The sequence below is a fragment of the Niveibacterium sp. 24ML genome (assembly GCF_026586805.1).
Lineage (GTDB): Bacteria > Pseudomonadota > Gammaproteobacteria > Burkholderiales > Rhodocyclaceae > Niveibacterium.
The window spans coordinates 246,063-263,193 of record NZ_JAPFHA010000002.1 but is presented as its reverse complement, the minus strand read 5'-3'; the positions used below and the strand labels follow the sequence as shown (position 1 = coordinate 263,193).

Annotated in this window: 14 protein-coding genes; 11 read left to right on the top strand and 3 right to left on the bottom strand. The window is 66.9% G+C overall.

Annotated features, from left to right (window positions below):
- Positions 1–46 precede the first annotated feature (46 nt).
- Together OPU71_RS02835 and OPU71_RS02830 are read left to right on the top strand one after the other, a co-directional pair.
- Entirely contained in the window at positions 47–1,162 is a 1,116-nt protein-coding gene (locus OPU71_RS02835) for an efflux RND transporter periplasmic adaptor subunit (RefSeq protein WP_267724812.1), read from the top strand.
- A gap of 8 nt (positions 1,163–1,170) precedes the next feature.
- A complete protein-coding gene (locus OPU71_RS02830) occupies positions 1,171–4,284 on the top strand; it encodes an efflux RND transporter permease subunit (protein ID WP_324256025.1) in 3,114 nt (1,037 codons plus the stop codon).
- 56 nt (positions 4,285–4,340) lie between these two features.
- Here OPU71_RS02830 and OPU71_RS02825 read toward each other — a convergent pair whose 3' ends face one another.
- The gene (locus OPU71_RS02825; RefSeq protein ID WP_267724811.1) at positions 4,341–4,844 is read right to left on the bottom strand and encodes a hypothetical protein; all 504 of its coding nucleotides are present in this window, start codon (positions 4,842–4,844) and stop codon (positions 4,341–4,343) included.
- 217 nt (positions 4,845–5,061) lie between these two features.
- On the opposite strand from OPU71_RS02825, the gene OPU71_RS02820 reads away from it, so the two are divergent.
- From OPU71_RS02820 to OPU71_RS02800, 5 genes are read left to right on the top strand one after another with little or no spacing between them, the layout of a single operon-like run.
- Complete coding sequence (locus OPU71_RS02820) at positions 5,062–6,528, top strand: TolC family protein (protein WP_267724810.1); 1,467 nt, start codon at positions 5,062–5,064, stop codon at positions 6,526–6,528.
- Complete coding sequence (locus OPU71_RS02815) at positions 6,525–7,496, top strand: HlyD family secretion protein (protein ID WP_267724809.1); 972 nt, start codon at positions 6,525–6,527, stop codon at positions 7,494–7,496. Before OPU71_RS02820 ends, OPU71_RS02815 begins: the two co-directional genes overlap by 4 nt.
- A 4-nt stretch (positions 7,497–7,500) precedes the next feature.
- On the top strand, positions 7,501–8,676 hold the full coding sequence (locus OPU71_RS02810) for an ABC transporter permease (protein ID WP_267724806.1): 1,176 nt from the start codon (positions 7,501–7,503) through the stop codon (positions 8,674–8,676).
- A complete protein-coding gene (locus OPU71_RS02805) occupies positions 8,673–9,827 on the top strand; it encodes an ABC transporter permease (RefSeq protein ID WP_267724805.1) in 1,155 nt (384 codons plus the stop codon). The genes OPU71_RS02810 and OPU71_RS02805 overlap by 4 nt, the downstream gene beginning before the upstream one ends.
- 45 nt (positions 9,828–9,872) lie before the next feature.
- Entirely contained in the window at positions 9,873–10,547 is a 675-nt protein-coding gene (locus tag OPU71_RS02800; RefSeq protein ID WP_267724803.1) for a MarC family protein, read from the top strand.
- 31 nt (positions 10,548–10,578) lie between these two features.
- Here the strand turns inward: OPU71_RS02800 and OPU71_RS02795 are convergent, their stop codons facing one another.
- Positions 10,579–11,070: a dihydrofolate reductase gene (locus OPU71_RS02795; RefSeq protein WP_267724802.1), complete on the bottom strand. Its 492-nt coding sequence runs from the start codon at positions 11,068–11,070 to the stop codon at positions 10,579–10,581.
- On the bottom strand, positions 11,070–11,864 hold the full coding sequence (locus OPU71_RS02790; RefSeq protein ID WP_267724801.1) for a thymidylate synthase: 795 nt from the start codon (positions 11,862–11,864) through the stop codon (positions 11,070–11,072). Before OPU71_RS02790 ends, OPU71_RS02795 begins: the two co-directional genes overlap by 1 nt.
- 126 nt (positions 11,865–11,990) lie before the next feature.
- Here OPU71_RS02790 and OPU71_RS02785 point away from each other — a divergent pair, with 126 nt between their 5' ends.
- From OPU71_RS02785 to OPU71_RS02770, 4 genes are all read left to right on the top strand, one after another.
- The gene (locus OPU71_RS02785) at positions 11,991–13,466 is read left to right on the top strand and encodes a hypothetical protein (RefSeq protein WP_267724800.1); all 1,476 of its coding nucleotides are present in this window, start codon (positions 11,991–11,993) and stop codon (positions 13,464–13,466) included.
- Positions 13,467–13,597: 131 nt separating this feature from the next.
- Positions 13,598–14,566, top strand: coding sequence for an acetyl-CoA carboxylase carboxyltransferase subunit alpha (locus OPU71_RS02780; RefSeq protein ID WP_267724799.1), 969 nt, complete (start codon positions 13,598–13,600; stop codon positions 14,564–14,566).
- Positions 14,559–15,905 carry a tRNA lysidine(34) synthetase TilS gene (tilS, locus tag OPU71_RS02775; RefSeq protein ID WP_267724798.1) on the top strand — a complete coding sequence of 449 codons (1,347 nt, stop codon included), beginning with the start codon at positions 14,559–14,561 and terminating at the stop codon, positions 15,903–15,905. Before OPU71_RS02780 ends, tilS begins: the two co-directional genes overlap by 8 nt.
- Positions 15,906–16,060: 155 nt before the next feature.
- A complete protein-coding gene (locus OPU71_RS02770) occupies positions 16,061–17,104 on the top strand; it encodes a hypothetical protein (protein ID WP_267724797.1) in 1,044 nt (347 codons plus the stop codon).
- Positions 17,105–17,131: the final 27 nt, after the last annotated feature.

The following is a 17,131-nucleotide window of genomic DNA, read 5'->3' as shown; positions in this document are numbered from 1 at the left end:
GGGAAGCGGGCCACTTAACCGGTAAGCATCCAGATCAGAGGCAGTCATGCAATTGCGCAAACGCGCTGTCATTGCGGCACTCATCGTCGCCGCCATCGCCATTGGCCTTTTCGTCGCCACGCGCGGCACGCCCGATGCGCCGGCCAAGGCACCCGCCAATGCCGCCGCAAAGCCCGGCGCCAAAGCCGCCCTGACGGTGCAGACCGTCAAGCCCGAAACCGCCGAATGGGCGCGCACGCTCAGCGCGAACGGCAGCATCACCGCCTGGCAAGAAGCAGCCGTCGGGCCGGAACTGGGCGGGCTGCGCATCACCGAAGTGCTGGTGAACGTCGGCGATACCGTGCGCAAGGGCCAGTTGCTCGCGCGCCTGGCCAGCGACACGCTCAACGCCGACACCGCGCAGACGCGGGCCGGCCTGGCCGAAGCCGAAGCGACCCTCAACGAGGTGCAGGCCAACCTTGAACGCACGCGCCAGTTGCGCAGCGCCGGCATGTCCAGCGCGCAGCAGATGGTGCAGGCCGAAACCGCGGTGGTGACCGCCCAGGCCCGGGTGGAAGCGCAGCGCGCACGCTTGCGGGCCGACGAAGTACGCCTGTCGCAAACCCGCGTCGTGGCGCCGGACGATGGCGTGATCTCGGCGCGCACCGGCACGGTGGGCTCGATCGCGCAGGGCGAGCTGTTCCGCCTGATCCGCGGCGGCCGCCTGGAGTGGCGCGGCGAACTGGCCGAGGCCGAAATGTCGCAGATCACGCCCGGCGCCACGGTGCACCTGCATCTTGCAGGCGGCACCAGCGCCACCGGTCGCGTGCGTGTGCTGGCCCCCACGATCGACCCGCAAACCCGCACCGGCCTGGTGTATGCGGACCTGACCGAAGCGGGTGCGGCGCGCGCCGGCATGTTCGCGCGCGGCGAAGTCGAGATCGGCAAGCTCAGCGCCCAGAGCCTGCCGCAAAGCGCCGTGTCACTGCGCGACGGCTTCAGCTACGTGATGGTCGTCGAGGCCGATTCGCGCGTACGGCAGCAGAAGATCGACGTGGGCCGCCGCGTCGGCGACCGGGTTGAGGTCCGTGGGCTCAAGCCAGACACCGCGGTGGTCGCGGCCGGCGGCGCCTTCCTTGCCGATGGCGATACGGTGCGCGTTGTCAGCGCCGCAAAGAACTGAGCCCCACCATGTCGGCAATCAACGTTTCGTCCTGGTCGATCCGCAACCCGATCCCGGCCCTGCTCTTCTTCGTCCTGCTCACCGCCGCCGGCATCGTCGGCTTCAAGGCGATGAAGATCCAGAACTTCCCCGACATCGATCTGCCGATGGTCGTCGTCACCGCAAGCCTGCCGGGCGCTTCCCCGGCGCAGCTCGAAACCGAGGTGGCACGCAAGCTCGAAAACTCGATGGCGACCTTGCAGGGCATCAAGCACATCTACACCAAGGTGCAGGACGGCACCGCCACCATCACTGCCGAATTCCGGCTGGAGAAGGACACCCAGGAAGCGGTGGATGATGTACGCGATGCCGTCTCACGCGTGCGCTCGGATTTGCCCGGCGATCTGCGCGATCCGGTGATCTCGAAGGTGAACCTCGCTGGCGTCCCGATCCTGACCTACGCCATCGCCTCCAGCCGCATGGACGAAGAGGCGCTGTCCTGGTTCGTGGACAACAACGTCACCAAGGCCATGCTCAGCGTGCGCGGCGTGGGCGCCGTGGCGCGCGTGGGCGGTGTCACCCGTGAGGTGAGCATCGAAATCGACCCCGACCGCCTGTTCGCGCTCAACGCCACCGCTGCCGACATCTCGCGCCAGTTGCGCCAGGTGCAGCAGGAAGCCTCGGGCGGGCGGGCCGATCTGGGCGGATCGGAACAATCGGTTCGCACCATCGCCACCGTGGCCTCGGCGGCCGAACTGGCGGCGATGGAGATCCCGCTCTCTGACGGGCGCCGGATCCGGCTTGACCAGGTCGCCAAGGTCAGCGACTCGGTGGCCGAAAAACGCTCGGCTGCGCTGCTCAACGGCAAGCCGGTGGTGGGCTTCGAGATCACCCGCAGCCGCGGCGCCGGCGAGGTGGAAGTCGAACAAGGCGTGCGCGCCGCGCTCGAAGCGCTCAAGGCCGAACACCCGGACGTCACGATCACCGAGGCCTTTAACTTCGTGCAGCCGGTGGAAGAGAACTACCACGGCTCGATGTATCTGCTCTATGAGGGCGCGTTGCTCGCCGTGCTGGTGGTATGGCTGTTCCTGCGCGACTGGCGTGCCACGCTGGTCTCGGCCACCGCGCTGCCGCTGTCGATCATCCCGGCCTTCGCCGGCATGCACATGCTGGGCTTTTCGATCAACGTAGTGACCCTGCTGTCGCTCTCCATCGTGGTCGGCATCCTGGTCGATGACGCAATCGTCGAGATCGAGAACATCACCCGCCACCTGCGCATGGGCAAGACCCCCTACCAGGCAGCGATGGAAGCGGCCGACGAGATCGGCCTCGCGGTGATCGCCACCACCTTCACGCTGATCGCCGTCTTCCTGCCCACCGCCTTCATGGGTGGCGTGCCCGGCAAGTTCTTCGTGCAATTCGGCTGGACCGCCGCGATTGCGGTGTTTGCCTCGCTGGTGGTGGCGCGCATGCTGACCCCGATGATGGCCGCCTACCTGCTCAAGCCCCCAAAGGGCGAGCATGTCGAGCCGCGCTGGCTCGACGTCTACACCGGCTGGGTCAAGGCCTGTCTGCATCATCGCGGCTGGACGATGCTGGCAGCGGCGGTGTTCTTCTTCGGCTCGTTCTCGCTGGTGCAGTACCTTGAAACCGGCTTCCTGCCGCCCGACGACCTCTCGCAAAGCCAGGTGGTGATCGAGTTGCCGCCCGGTAGCACCTTCAGACAGACCTTCGCGGTGGCCGAACAGGCGCGGGCGCTGGTCGAAAAGCACCCGCATGTGAAGCTGGTCTACACCGCAATCGGCGGCGGCAATTCCGGCGGCGACCCCTGGGCTGCGGGCGGCGCATCGGAGGTGCGCAAGGCATCGCTGACGATCAACATGACGCCGCGCGGCGACCGCCCCGGCGTCACCAAACAAGACATCGAAGGCGACTTGCGCCGCGCGCTCGAAGTGATACCGGGCGCGCGCGTCTCGGTCGGCCTGCCGGGCGCCAACCAGAAGTATGTGCTGGTGCTGGCCGGCGAAGATGGCCGCCTGCTCAGCGAACATGCCGCCAAGGTCGAACGCGAACTGCGCACCATCCCCGGCATTGGCGCGGTGACCTCCACCTCCAGCCTGGTGCGGCCCGAGGTGATCGTGCGGCCCGATTTCGCCAAGGCGGCCGAGCGGGGCGTCACCGCCGCCGCCATTGCCGATACGCTGCGCATCGCCACCGCGGGCGACTACGACCAGGGCCTGGCCAAGCTGAACCTGTCGCAACGCCAGGTGCCGGTGGTGGTGAAGCTCAAGGCCGATGCGCGGCAGGACCTGGATCTGATTGCACGCCTGAGCGTGCCGGGCAGCAAGGGGCCGGTGATGCTGGGCAGCATCGCCACGCTCACGGTCGATAGCGGCCCGGCACAGATCGACCGTTACGACCGCCTGCGCAACATCAACTTCGAGATCGAACTCAACGGCGAACCGCTCGGCGAGGTGTCGGCCAAAGCGCTGGAACTGCCCAGCCTGAAGAACCTGCCGCCGGGTGTATCGCAAACCACGGTGGGCGACGCCGAAGCAATGGCGGAACTGTTCGCCAGCTTTGGCCTGGCGATGCTCACCGGCGTGCTGTGCATCTACATCGTGCTGGTGCTGCTGTTCCACGACTTCGTGCAGCCGGTGACGATTCTGGCTGCGCTGGTGCTCTCGGTGCCGGGCGCCTTCCTCGCGCTCTTCCTCACCGGCACCGCGCTGTCGATGCCCTCGATGATCGGGCTGATCATGCTGATGGGGGTTGCCACGAAGAACTCGATCCTGCTGGTCGAGTACGCGGTGATGGCGCGCCGCAACCACGGCATGTCGCGCTGGGACGCCCTGCTCGACGCCTGCCACAAGCGCGCGCGCCCGATCGTCATGACCACCATCGCAATGGGCGCCGGCATGCTGCCGATCGCGATCGGCCTGGGCGTGGACCCCAGCTTCCGCGCCCCGATGGCGATTGTCGTGATCGGCGGGCTGATCACCTCCACCTTCCTCAGCTTGCTGGTAATCCCGGTCGTCTTCACCTACGTCGACGATGGCATCAACTTCGTCCGCCGCCTGTTGCCGCATCACGCAACACACGCGGCAGCGGGCGGCAAGGCGGCAAGCGAAACGGGCGCGTAAGTCGCTAACGGAGCAGGCCAGCGTGGCGTGGCCTGCTCCGCTGCATGGGCGCCGGCTCAGTCGGCCGGCTTCGCGTAGGTCACGAAATAGCCGCCGGCATCCACCGCGCACGCTTCAAGCCAGCGCACGGTGGCGCCATCGGCGTCAATCCACTTCATGCGGCGCCCGAAGGCCTCGTTGCTCGATTCCATCGCCGGGCCGATCCGCTTCTCCAGTTGCAGCCGCGCCCCCACGGCATCAAGAATGCACTGGCTGCCGGACTCCGGGCGGAAGGCGAACGCGATCAGGCGGACAAATTTGCCTTCCGGGTCAAGGCCAATCGAAACCTGGGCCTCGCGGCCCAGGTAGCTGGCCGTGAATTCCTTGCGCGCCATGCTGCCGGCCGCGCCGCTGGCATCGGGCTGCCACGCCACGTCTGGCCGCAGCGTGCTCGCTTGCGCATGCGGCATGCCGAGCGCGAAACCCTCAAACTCGAACGCGGCGGCGCGGGCCGTGGCGAGGCAAGTCAATGACAGCAGGGCAAGGGCGACGATGGGGTTCAGGCGTGTGATGGGCGGCACGGTGGGGGCTGGTATCGGGAGTGGGGAGTGGCGAGTGGGTATCGGAGCGCTGGGCGCCATGGTAAACCTTCGGGCCATGCGCGGCGGCGTGAGACCATGGATGGCGGCGTGAATCCTGGCGCCCAAGCGCCGCTGCGCCGATAACCGAAGTGCCCATGTAATTGCCTAAGCAGCCTTCAGTCGCTACCATGGGCGTCCGCTGATCGAAAGACCCGCCGTGCCCACACCTGCCCGCCCTACTCCGCTCGCAGCCGCATTGCATCGCACGCCCTGGCACGCGGCCCTGTTGCTTGCCCTCAGCCTTGGCGCAGCCAGTGCCGGTGCCGCACCGCTGAGCATTGAAGAGGCGCAACTGCGGCTGGCCGACAAGTCCGGCACCTTGCGCGCCGCGCGCCTGCATCGCGAAGCGCGTGAGCTGGAAGCGCAAGCAACCCGCTCGCTGTCGCTGCCGCAAGTCAATGCAACGGTGATGTACTCGAAACTCGAACGCGACTACGAAGTCGATGTTTCGCCCGTGACCGGCAAGCTCAACCAGGCGGTCGGCGTCATCGGGGGGGCCACCGGCATCAAGTTGCCGCAGCTGCCTTCCACCGTCGAATACCAGTACAAGAACGAAGGCGTGCGCCCGATCGTCGGCTTCAACTGGCCGCTTTTTACCGGCGGCAAGATCAGCGCCACGCAGGATCTGGCCACCGCGCGCACGGCCGAAGCCAGCGCCGAAGAGCGCCATGCCGGCGAGGCGCTCACCACCCAACTGGTGAAAACCTACTACGGCCTGCTGCTGGCCGAACACGCCGTGGCGGTGCGCACCGCCGTAGCGGCCGCGCTCACCCGCCATCTGCATCAGGCCGAACGCTTCGAGAAGACCGGCATGATTGCGCGCGCTGACCGCCTGCACGCCCAGGTGGCTTACGACGAAGCGCAGCGCAACCTCTTCAAGGCGCAGGACGAGCGCGCGCTGGCGCAGATTGCGCTCAACCGCATGCTGGTCAGCGCGCAAGACGTCTCGCCCAGCTCACCGCTGTTCGTACGCAGCAAGCCGCTCGAACCGATCGAGACCTGGGCGCAACACGGCCTGGCCGCACACCCGGGCCTCGCGTTGCTCGACGCCAAACGCCAACAGACCGCACAGCTTGAAACGATTGCGCGCTCGGCTCTGATGCCGGAAGTCTTCGCCTTTGGCACCTACCAGTTCAACAAGGAAGTGCTGACGCCAGTGGAACCGGACTGGGTGGTCGGCGTGGGCCTGCGCTTCACGCTGTTCGACCGCATCGACCGCGGCAGCATGATCGCCGCCAGCCAGCGCCAGAGCGCGGGCCTTGCCGCCTACACCGAACAGGCGCGCGACGACATCAGCACCCTCATCGACAAACGTTGGCGCGAGGTGGAACAGGCCCGCCAGCGCTACCTGCTGCTCGAATCGAGCATCGCCCTCGCCGACGAGAACGTGAAGCTGCGCGAAAGCGGCTTTCGCGAAGGCCTGAGTACCTCGCTCGATCTGGTCGATGCGCGCCTCGCCTTGTCGCGCGCGCAGATCGACCGCGCCCAGGCCGCTCGGGACTATGTCGTAGCCCTGGCCGAACTGCTTGAAGCCAGTGGCCAGAGCGAGCGCTTTGCCGAGTACGCCCAACACGCCGATCTGCGCATCGAGCGCCCTACCCCCGTCACGGTCACCCAACCATGAACAAGAAATTCATCGCTTCCGCAGCCGTCGGCCTTGCCGCGCTGGGCCTGATCGCCTGGGGCATCTGGGCCGCGAGCGGGCCGGCCAGCCTGCCAATTCAAGGCCAGATCGAATCGCGCACGATCGATGTCGCAAGCAAGCTGCCGGGCCGCGTCTCGCAGGTGCTGGTTGCCGAAGGGCAGCAGGTAAAGGCTGGCGCAGCCCTGTTCGAGATCGAAAGCCCGGAACTCAAGGCGAAGATGCTGCAAGCCACGGCCGCGCACGAAGCGGCCGAATCGGTCAGCAGCAAGGCCCAGGCCGGCGCCCGCGGCGAGGAAATCCGCATGGCGGAACTGAACTGGCAGCGGGCCGTGGCCGCTGCCGAGCTGGCCGAAACCACCGCCAGGCGAATTGCCACCCTCTACCGCGAAGGCCTGATAGCCCAGCAAAAGCACGACGAAGCACAAACCCAGGCTCGCGCCGCACGCGCCCAGGCCGACGCGGCCCGCGCGCAGTACGACATGGCACGCACTGGCGCGCGGGTCGAGGACAAGGCCGCCGCCGCCGCGCAGGCGCGCCAGGCCAGCGGCGCGATGACCGAGGTGGCCGCCTACCTGAACGAAACGCGCATCAGCGCGCCGGCGGCCGGCGAAGTGGCCAAGCTGCAGATCCACGCCGGCGAAATGGCACCGCAGGGCTTTCCGGTCATCACCCTGGTCGACCGCAAGGACAGCTGGGCCGTGATCAACGTGCGCGAAGACCAGCTTGCTCGCTTCAAGCTGGGTGCCGAATTCGACGCCGAGCTTCCGGCACTCGGCAAGACCCTGCGGTTCAAAGTCACCCGTCTGGCCCCGCTGCCTGACTTCGCGACCTGGAAGAACGTGCGCGGCACGCAGGGCGTCGATCTGCGCACCTTTGAAGTGATTGCCCATCCGCTCAAGCCCGAGGCCGATCTGCACCCCGGCATGAGCGTTGTCGTGCGCCGCTGACGCGATGTTCATTGCCGCCCTGCGCCGCAGCCTGCGGCGTGAACTGGCCCACCTCGCGCGCGATCGCTGGGACCGCGCGCTGCTGCTCTGGCTGCCGCTGATCAGCTTCTTGCTGATCGCCGGCATCTTCGCTGCCGGGCAGATCCGCGATTTGCCGATCGGCCTGCTTGACGCCGACCGTTCGCCGCTGTCGCGCCAGCTCGCCCGCCTGATCGACGCGGCGCCGGGCGTGCGCATCGTCACCGCGCCGAGCGATCACCAGGCCGCCACGCATGCGATCCAGGCCCGCACGATCTACGGCGTGGTGGAGATCCCCGCCGGCTTCGAGCGCAAGCTCAAGCGCGCACAAGGCGCCGACGTCCTGTTCTTCTACAACGCCCAGTTCGCCACCGCGGCCGGCATCGTCGCCAAGGATGTGCAGGCGGCCACACTCACCTTCGGCGCAGGTATCCGCGTTGTCGCCCGTGAAAAACGCGGTGAGTCCCCGCTGGCGGTGAGCGAGAGCGCGCAGCCGATCAGCCTGAGCCTGGTGAGCCTCTACAACGAATCGATCGACTATCGGGCCTTTCTGGGCGCCGCGCTGCTGCCGTCGGTCTTGCAAATCTTCATCATGGTGGTCGGCGTCAGTGTCGTCGGCCGCGAGATCCGTGACCGCACCCTGCCTGACTGGCTCGCGGTTGCCGACGGCCAGCCCCTTGCGGCGCTGCTCGGCAAGCTGCTGCCGGCCTTCGCGGTGTTCGCGATCTGGGGGCTCGCGTTCCTGATCGCCTGGGGCGGGCTTCAAAGCGCCGTGCCTTGGGGCGCGCACGCCATGCTGGCACTCGGCATGCTCACCATGGTGGCCGCCTACCTGCTGCTTGGCGCCATGATTGCCGCCCTCACCGCCAACCTGCGCACCGCGCTCAGTGTGGTGGGCTTCTACACCGCGCCGGCTTTCGCCTACGTCGGGCAAGCCTTCCCGCTGATGGCGATGCCGCTTGCCGCGAAAGCCTGGGCGGCGATCCTGCCGCTAACCTGGTGGCTGCAACTGCAAAGCCAGCAGTGGCAAATGGGCACGCCTTTGCATGAGTCGGCGCCGGCGCTGGGCATCTTGCTGCTGATGCTGATGCTCGGCACCGTCGGCGCCGCGATCGCCCTCAAACGGGTGGCGGGGCAAGCGCAACGCTGGGGCGCACGATGAATATCGGCCGTGCCGTCCTTGCCACCTGGCGCGCAGTACTCGCCGACCCCGGCGCGGTGCTCCTGCTGCTGATCGCCTGTGTCGGCTATTCCTTTTTCTACCCGTTGCCCTACGAGCGCGAAACGCTTGAACGCGTTCCGGTCGCGGTGGTCGATCTGGATCACACAGCGCTGTCGCGCCAGTTGATCCGCTTCGCGCAGGCCAGCCCGCAGCTGGACGTGCGCAGCATCTCCAGCGATCTGCCCGCCGCGCAGGCAGCCCTGGCAAGTGGCGCGGTGTTCGGCGTCGCGGTGATCCCGAGCGGCTTTCGCGCGGATCTGATGCGCGGGAAACATGTAGTCCTGCAGGTGGTGGGCAACGGCGCTTACCCGCTGGTCAGCAAAACCCTGCTGAGCGGCTTTGCCGGCGCGGCGGGCACGCTGTCGGCCGGCATTGACGTGCGTCGCTTCGAGAGCCGCGGCGCGACGGCGAGGCAAGCGCTCGAATCCGCTATGCCGGTCAATTACCTGGCGCGCCCCCTCTTCAACGTGAACGAAGGGTATGGCAGCTACGTGGTGCCCGGCGTTGCGCCGCTGATCGTGCAGCAGACGCTGGTGATCGGCATTTCGCTGCTGCTGGGGCTTTGGGCCGAACAACAGGCCGCGGGCCAGCGCACGCTGGCCGGGCAGCTGCGCGCCGCGCCGGTCAGCGGCCTGCTCGGGCTGTGGCTGGCCTTTGCGCTGATCGGCAGCCTCAACGCGCTCTACTTCTTCGGCTTTGTCTATCACGTCCAGGGCTACCCGCAAGCGCCACGCCTGGCCGAAATGCTGAGCGTGGCGGTGTTGTTCGGCCTCGCCTGCAGCGCCTTCGGGCTGTTTCTCGGGCAATTGTTCGGTGTGCGCGAGCGTGGCATGCAGATGCTGCTGTTTTCGTCGATCCCGATGCTGTTTGTTTCCGGCTTCCCCTGGCCTGCCGAGTCGCTGCCCGAACCGATCGCAACCCTGCGCTGGTTGCTGCCCTCCACGGCTGGCATCCAGGCCTCGTTGGCGGTGAATCAGCTTGGCGCGCCGTTTTCGGCCATCCGCACCGAACTGCTGGCCCTGCTGGCCCACTCGCTGGGCTGGCTTGCGGCGGCGGCCTGCTTGTTCCTGCGACGCTGGCAGCCGCGCTGACGCCGCTTGCGGCACAATCGCGGTTTGCTGGAAACCGCACCGCCCATGCTCTTCGAAATCCTTCAGAACACCGTCAAGAACACCGCGCTGATCATGGCCGCGCTGCTGCCGATCATCAACCCACCCGGGGGCGCGCCAATCTTCCTCATGCTCACCCACGGCGCCTCGGCGGACACGCGCCGCTACCTCGCGCGCCAGGTGGCATGGAATGCGTCGCTGCTGCTGCTGTGCGCCATGTTCATCGGCTCTTATGTGCTTGAGTATTTCGGCATTTCGACGGCCACCGTGAAGATTGCCGGCGGCATGCTGGTCGCGTCGATTGGCTGGAACATGCTGCAGACCGACGATGCCCATCAGGATGATCCGGCCAAGCGGGTTGAACTGACGCGCCCGGTGGCTGCCAGCCGGGCCTTCTATCCGCACACTTTTCCGCTCACGGTGGGGCCGGGCTCGATTGCCGTTGCCCTGACGCTGGGTGCCAGCATTTACAAGGACGGCACCCGCCCGATCGCCGCACCGCTGGGTGCGGTGCTGGGCGTGGCGGTGATCGCCTTGATCATTTACCTGAGCTACGGCTTTGCCGACCGCATCGTCGGCTTGCTGGGCAAGACCGGCACCACCGTGCTGCTGCGCCTGACGGCCTTTGTCGTGCTGTGCATCGGCATCGAGATCGTCTGGGACGGCGCCGAGCAACTGATCAAGCCGCTGCTGCGGCATTAAGGGCGCGCCGCGCGCTGCGGCGGCCCGGCGACTAGCTCACGCGCTGGTAGTCGACCCAATCGAAGTCGTGATCGTGCGCGGCGTCCGCCAGCCGGGATTCGCGCCGCACTTCGGTGAAGCCCTGATCGCGCCACTCGGGGAAAACCGTGTCGCCGGCCACATCGGCCTTCACTTCGGTCAGCCAGAGTTCGTCCGCGCGGGGCAGCGCCTCGGCGTACAGCTGCGCACCGCCGATGATGAAGATGCGCTCGACCTCGCCGCAGGCGGCCAAGGCCTCGTCAAGCGAATGCAGCACCTCGGCGCCTTCAAGGACCAAGCCTTGCTGGCGCGTGATCACGATGTTGCGCCGCCCGGGCAAGGGCCGGCCCAGCGAATCCCAGGTCTTGCGGCCCATAACGACCGGCTGGCCCAGCGTCAGCGCCTTGAAGCGCTTGAGGTCATCACGCAGGCGCCAGGGCAAGGTGTTGTCGCGGCCAATCACACGGTTCTGCGCCACCGCGGCGATCAGGGCAATGCGCGGCATTACACAGCCACCGGCGCCGGGATGTGCGGGTGCGGGTCGTAGCCTTCGAGCACGAAGTCCTCGAAGCGGAAGGCGAACAGATCCTTCACCTCTGGGTTGATCCGCATCGTCGGCAGGGGGCGCAGCTCGCGCGAGAGCTGCAGGCGAGTCTGGTCAAGATGGTTGGAGTACAGGTGCGCATCGCCCAGGGTGTGCACGAAATCGCCCGGCTCGTAGCCGCAGACCTGCGCAATCATTAGCGTCAGCAGTGCGTAGGAGGCAATGTTGAAGGGCACGCCAAGGAAGATGTCTGCGCTGCGCTGGTACAGCTGGCAGGAAAGCTTGCCTTCGGCCACGTAGAACTGGAACAGCGCGTGGCAGGGCGGCAGCGCCATCTTGTCCACCTCGCCGGGATTCCAGGCGGACACCAGGTGGCGCCGCGAATCCGGGTTCTTCTTGAGGCCTTCGACCAACTGCTTGATCTGGTCAACCGTCTCACCCGAGGCCGTTTCCCAGCGCCGCCACTGCTTGCCATAAACCGGCCCCAGTTCGCCGTTTTCGTCCGCCCATTCGTCCCAGATCGAAACGCCGTTTTCCTTCAGGTAGCGGATGTTGGTATCGCCCTGCAGAAACCACAGCAGTTCGTGGATGATCGAGCGCAAGTGCAGCTTCTTGGTGGTCACCAGCGGGAAGCCCTCTGCCAGATCAAAGCGCATCTGCCAGCCAAAAACGGAAAGGGTGCCGGTACCGGTGCGGTCCGACTTGCGGTGTCCGTGCTCGAGCACGTGACGCATGAGTTCGTGATACTGGCGCATCGCTGATACCGGCCCGAAAAAAGTCGCCATTGTACCGGTGACAGCGCCCCGGCATTGGTGCGATGCTATCTGCCATGGGCAGGCAGGACATCGCCCTGCGTTCTGGCGCACACGACAAAGGCCCGCATGCTCAAGCTTTTCCCTTCTCGCCCCGACCACCCGCTTGCCGACGTGCGCGAACTACAGCGCGCGGTCACCGAGATCGGCGCGCTGCCCCCAGACGACGCGTTGCGCGAGGCCACCGGCTGGCTCGAAACGCTCACGCCGATTGACGAAGGCAGCGACCCCGCTGCGCTGTTCCGGCTCCTGCTCAGCTTCGACGAAGCCATGCAGCCCCATGCCCGGCACCTGACCGAACGCTATGTGTCGAGCACCCTCAAGTGGGGGGCCGTTGCCAGCCAACGCTGGCAACGCACGCGGCACTACCTCGCGATGCTGTGCGGGCGCTACGCGGATCTGCTCAAACTCATCGAGAACGGCCGCAAACCCTATGCGCAACTGGCCTCCGACATATCGGTGCGGCAATTGCGCGCCAGCAGCGCCATGCAGCGCTGGGACGCCCTGCGCTACGGCCCCTTCGATCCGAACCACTGGCGCCGCTGTGGCGATGCCTACCTGGTTGCGCTGCAGAACGAGCAAGCCACCAAACCGGTGCGCCTGCGCAGCGGGCGGCAGACCGAGACCACCGCCGAGCGCGAGTACCTGCGCACGGTAGCCTTCGCAACGGCAGCGCTTGACGAACTCTCCGAACGCCAGATCATGCTGGCGGGCCAGGTGATCCACTACGTGCTCGGCTCACTCCTGCTCAGCACCACCCCGGATCGCAGCACCGTCTTCTGGATTGACCCGGCGCGCGGCGATGCGCCGATGCGCATGGCACGCCCACCCGAGCCCGGACCCACGATACGCTACTTCAGCGGCGGCGACGCCCTGGGCCTGCTGTTCGAAATGGAACAGCAAGTCAAGCAAGGCGAGTTACCACCCGCACTCGGTGCGGCCACCGAGGATGCCGCCTTGCTCTCGGCGCTGCTGCATCACCTGATCCATCACTGGTCGGAGACCCCGCCGGTGCGGCGCCACCGCCGCCACAAACTGCCCGGCAAGCTGCATGTGGTGGAAGGACTCGACCCCCTCGCCGACCAACTCAGCAACCATGCGGGCGGGCAGAACGCCTTGTGGGAGCAGCGCGACGCGAGCACCCACGGCATCGGGCTCAGCGCTCCGCCCGATGAAAACAGCCGCTTGCGGATCGGCGCACTGCTCGGCCTGCATTCGAACGACGGCACCCGCTGGATCGCCGCGGTCGTGCGGCGAATGCAGCGCAGTGCCGATAGCACGATTCATGTCGGCGTCGAAGTACTGTCCTGGCACCCGCTCGCCGCCGACGCCGACGATGGCTCGCAGCATGTGCGGGTACTACTGCTCGACCCGCTGCAGCGCGATGCCACGATCCGTCTGGTCGTGCCCGCACCGGGGGTACGGCCCGGCGCGCCGCTATTCCTGCTGGGGCAGAACAAGGCGCTGAAACTGACGCCACTATCAATGCTTGAACAAGGCGATCGGTACGAGATCCGCAGCTATCAGGTGGCCGCCAGCCACTGAGGCCGCCGGCCGATGCGTGGCCGGGCCGCGCGCACGGCAGCCGTCCGGGTCAGGTCAACTGCACAAGCAGGCAGCAATTCCTTGACCGGGGCTTCGGTTACAATCGCCCACCTTTCAAATTGCGGCCCGGCATGAAAATCACTGCCCTCGACTTCGAGCAACCGATCGCGGAGCTCGAATCCAAGATTGAAGAGTTGCGCTTTGTGCAGGACGACTCGGCGGTCGACATCTCGGAAGAGATCGCTCGCCTCGAGGTCAAACGCCAGGCACTCACCAAAGACATCTACGCCAAGCTCACGCCGTGGCAGATCGCCATGGTGGCGCGCCATCCGCAGCGGCCTTACACGCTCGATTACGTCGAGCACATCTTCACCGACTTCAAGGAACTGCACGGCGACCGCAACTTCGCGGACGACAAGGCGATCGTCGGCGGCATTGCGCGCTTCAACGGCACGCCGTGCATGGTGATCGGCCATCAGAAAGGGCGCGACACCAAAGAGAAGATCCTGCGCAACTTCGGCATGCCACGGCCCGAGGGCTACCGCAAGGCCGAGCGCCTGATGCGGCTGGCCGAAAAATTCGGCATGCCGATCTTCACCTTCGTCGACACCCCCGGCGCGTATCCGGGCATCGACGCCGAAGAGCGCGGGCAGTCCGAAGCGATTGGCCGCAACCTTTACGTGATGGCTGAACTGAAGGTGCCGCTGATTGCCACCATCATTGGTGAAGGCGGCTCCGGCGGGGCGCTCGCGATTGCGGTGGGCGACCAGCTGATGATGCTGCAGTACGCCACCTACTCGGTCATTTCGCCGGAAGGCTGTGCCTCGATCCTGTGGAAGAGCGCCGAGCGCGCCTCGGACGCGGCCGAAACCATGGGCATCACCGCCTCGCGCCTCAAGTCGCTCGGGCTGATCGACAAGATCATCAACGAGCCGATCGGCGGCGCCCATCGCGACCACCGCGCGATGTCGCAAACACTCAAGCGCGGGCTCGCAGAGGCCCTGCGGCAAGTGGCCGACCTGTCCACGAACGAACTGATCGAACAGCGCTTCGAGAAGATCATGAGCTACGGCCGTTTCAAGGAACAGTCGATTGCCTGACCCGGCGGTGCCGGCGACGCCCCTTCCTGCGGACGTCGCCGCACTCCCCGAGCGCTTTTGCACCACCCTCGCCCGCCTCACCCAACCCGGGCAACGCCTGATTGCCGCATTCAGCGGCGGGCTCGATTCCACCGTGCTGCTTCACCTGCTGGCCCGCAGCGCCCCGGCGCTGGGTTTGCGGCTTGAAGCCGCGCATGTCAATCACCGCCTGCAGCCACAGGCGGATGCCTGGGCCAGGCACTGCCAGCAGGTCGGCGACGCGCTCGGGGTACCGGTATCGGTACTCGTGGTGGACGTCGACCGTCGCAGCGGGAAGGGCATCGAAGCGGCGGCCCGCGCCGCCCGCCATGCCGCCCTGCGCGGGCTCGGCGGCGACGCGCTGGTGCTGGCCCACCACCGCGGCGACCAGGCTGAAACCCTGCTGCACCGGCTTACCCGCGGGAGCGGCGTGCATGGTGCGGCCGCCATGCGCGAGGCCGATCCACGTGGCGGCCCGCCGAGCCTGCTGCGCCCGCTCCTCGACGAATCCCGCGCCTGCCTGCACGCATGGGCCACTGCGGCGCAACTGCGCTGGATCGAGGACCCGAGTAACGCCGATACGCACTACAGCCGCAACTTCTTTCGCCACACCCTGCTTGCCCCGCTCAATCAGCGCTTTCCTGGCGCCGAGGCCGCGCTTGCGCGCGCCGCCCGGCACTTCGACGAAGCCGCCGGCCTGCTCGACGAACTGGCCCTGCGTGATCTGGCCGCCGTAGCCGGGCCACGCGGCGCCGCCCGCGCAGCGCTGCTGAACCTAAGCGATGCGCGACTGAAAAACCTGATACGCGCCCGCCTTGCAAGCCACGGCTACACCCCGCCAGACACCCCGCAACTGCTCGAAGCGCTGCGGCAGCTCCGCGAAGCCAACCCGCCCTGGCGCGCGCGCTTTGGCGACTGGGCGCTATGCGCCGACGACGGGAACGTGTGGTTCGAGCAAGGTGAAGCGCCCGCGCCGGGGCAAGACGCCGTCTGGCAGGGCGAACCAACGCTGCAGTGGGGCGATCTTTGCATCCACCTGCGACGCGGCGCCGAGCCGGGCGCACTGGCATTGCAGCCGGGCGCGCTGCGGTTCAGGCGGCGACAAGGTGGCGAACGCCTCCAGCCACATCCAGGCCGCCCCGCACGCGACATCAAGACGCTCGCACGCGAAGCGGCGGTTCCGCCCTGGTGGCGCGCCGCCACGCCGGTGCTCTGGCAAGACGGCCGCGCAATCGGCTGGGGGGCCATCGCCGACCACCGCGTCGTGACCCGCAATGAAGGATGGCACATCACAATCGAGCGCCCGAACGCAAAATTCTGAGTCGCGGCATGGCGAATCACTTAAAAAGCACGCATCGCAATTTATGATGCCGGGTATTCGTTGCGACGCACACCCGCCCCCATGTCATCGCGGCGGCGTTGCCGCACCGACGCCCGACAGCACCCCGACCCGAATTGAAAGGCCAGGCAAACCCGATGGAGACGCGCTACCGGATCACCTTCCGTGGCGATGTGATCGAAGGACACATTCGCGAACAAGTCATGGAGACAGCGGCCGCGCGGCTCGGGGCCAGCGTAGAGCAAGCGCGCATGATGTTCTCCGGCCGCGTGGCGATCCTCAAGAAGAACCTCGATCAAGCCAGTGCAGAGCGCTACGTGGCGCTTCTTGCGCGTATCGGCATGCGTGCCACGGCTGAGCCGATGCCGGAAACACCGGTGGCACCCGCTGCCAGCCCAAGCCCTGCAGCCCCCCCAGCCAAACCGGCCCCAAGCCCCGTGCCCGTGGTGGCGGCTGAGGATGTACTGGCCCCGCCCGACCTGCCCAACACCCCCTCGCCGCAGTTCAATAAACCGCCCGCCGCCGAGCGAACCAGCGGCGTAAGCGAAGCTTTCGATCCGGAACGCACGCACCTCGCCAGCCACAACCTCCCGCATTACGGCATGGGGGCATCGTCGGAGACCACTGCCGGGGTCCGTGAAGCCTTCGACCCGACCCGCGCGGAGCTCGCCGAACAATCGGTGCTGCCAACCCGCATCGTGCCGCGCAAGCCGGCCCAGGCAAAGCCGGGGGTGCCTGCGCCGCAAGCCAGTGAAGAGGCGAACCCTGATCACCTGATCGTGGCGACTTATCTTGATTCGATCCAGGCGCTGACAGCCGAGACCCGGCCCCACGAGCCCCCCGAGATTCCGCCGCAACAACTGAAGACCGAAATCCGCGCAACCCCGTTGCGCGCGATGGCTCACCTTGAAACCAAGCGGCCCGCGCCGAACGGCCCGCCGACGATCACCCCCGAGATGGCGCCTCAGTTGATCAAGCTGCCGGTCAAGTCTGTGCGCCTTCCCGATCCACCCACGCACATACCGGACGTGCACGGCGCCACCACAATCATGGTGATGGGGCCCGACAGCGACACCCCGGTGCCCACATCCAAGCCTCCGCGCAACACGACCCACCTGATTGCAATCGCCCTCGGCGGGGCGGCGTTAATCGCCGTGCTGGCGTGGTTCGCATTCGGCTGAGACCGAGCCGAATTCAACAAAAAACGC

Bases quoted from the DNA above. Each gene is read 5' to 3' on its own strand.
- OPU71_RS02835 (WP_267724812.1), top strand. From the start codon at position 47: ATGCAATTGCGCAAACGCGCTGTCATTGCGGCACTCATCGTCGCCGCC.
- OPU71_RS02830 (WP_324256025.1), top strand. From the start codon at position 1,171: ATGTCGGCAATCAACGTTTCGTCCTGGTCGATCCGCAACCCGATCCCG.
- OPU71_RS02795 (WP_267724802.1), bottom strand. From the start codon at position 11,070: ATGCCGCGCATTGCCCTGATCGCCGCGGTGGCGCAGAACCGTGTGATT.
- OPU71_RS02790 (WP_267724801.1), bottom strand. From the start codon at position 11,864: ATGCGCCAGTATCACGAACTCATGCGTCACGTGCTCGAGCACGGACAC.
- OPU71_RS02805 (WP_267724805.1), top strand. From the start codon at position 8,673: ATGAATATCGGCCGTGCCGTCCTTGCCACCTGGCGCGCAGTACTCGCC.
- OPU71_RS02810 (WP_267724806.1), top strand. From the start codon at position 7,501: ATGTTCATTGCCGCCCTGCGCCGCAGCCTGCGGCGTGAACTGGCCCAC.
- OPU71_RS02800 (WP_267724803.1), top strand. From the start codon at position 9,873: ATGCTCTTCGAAATCCTTCAGAACACCGTCAAGAACACCGCGCTGATC.
- OPU71_RS02785 (WP_267724800.1), top strand. From the start codon at position 11,991: ATGCTCAAGCTTTTCCCTTCTCGCCCCGACCACCCGCTTGCCGACGTG.
- OPU71_RS02770 (WP_267724797.1), top strand. From the start codon at position 16,061: ATGGAGACGCGCTACCGGATCACCTTCCGTGGCGATGTGATCGAAGGA.
- OPU71_RS02780 (WP_267724799.1), top strand. From the start codon at position 13,598: ATGAAAATCACTGCCCTCGACTTCGAGCAACCGATCGCGGAGCTCGAA.
- OPU71_RS02815 (WP_267724809.1), top strand. From the start codon at position 6,525: ATGAACAAGAAATTCATCGCTTCCGCAGCCGTCGGCCTTGCCGCGCTG.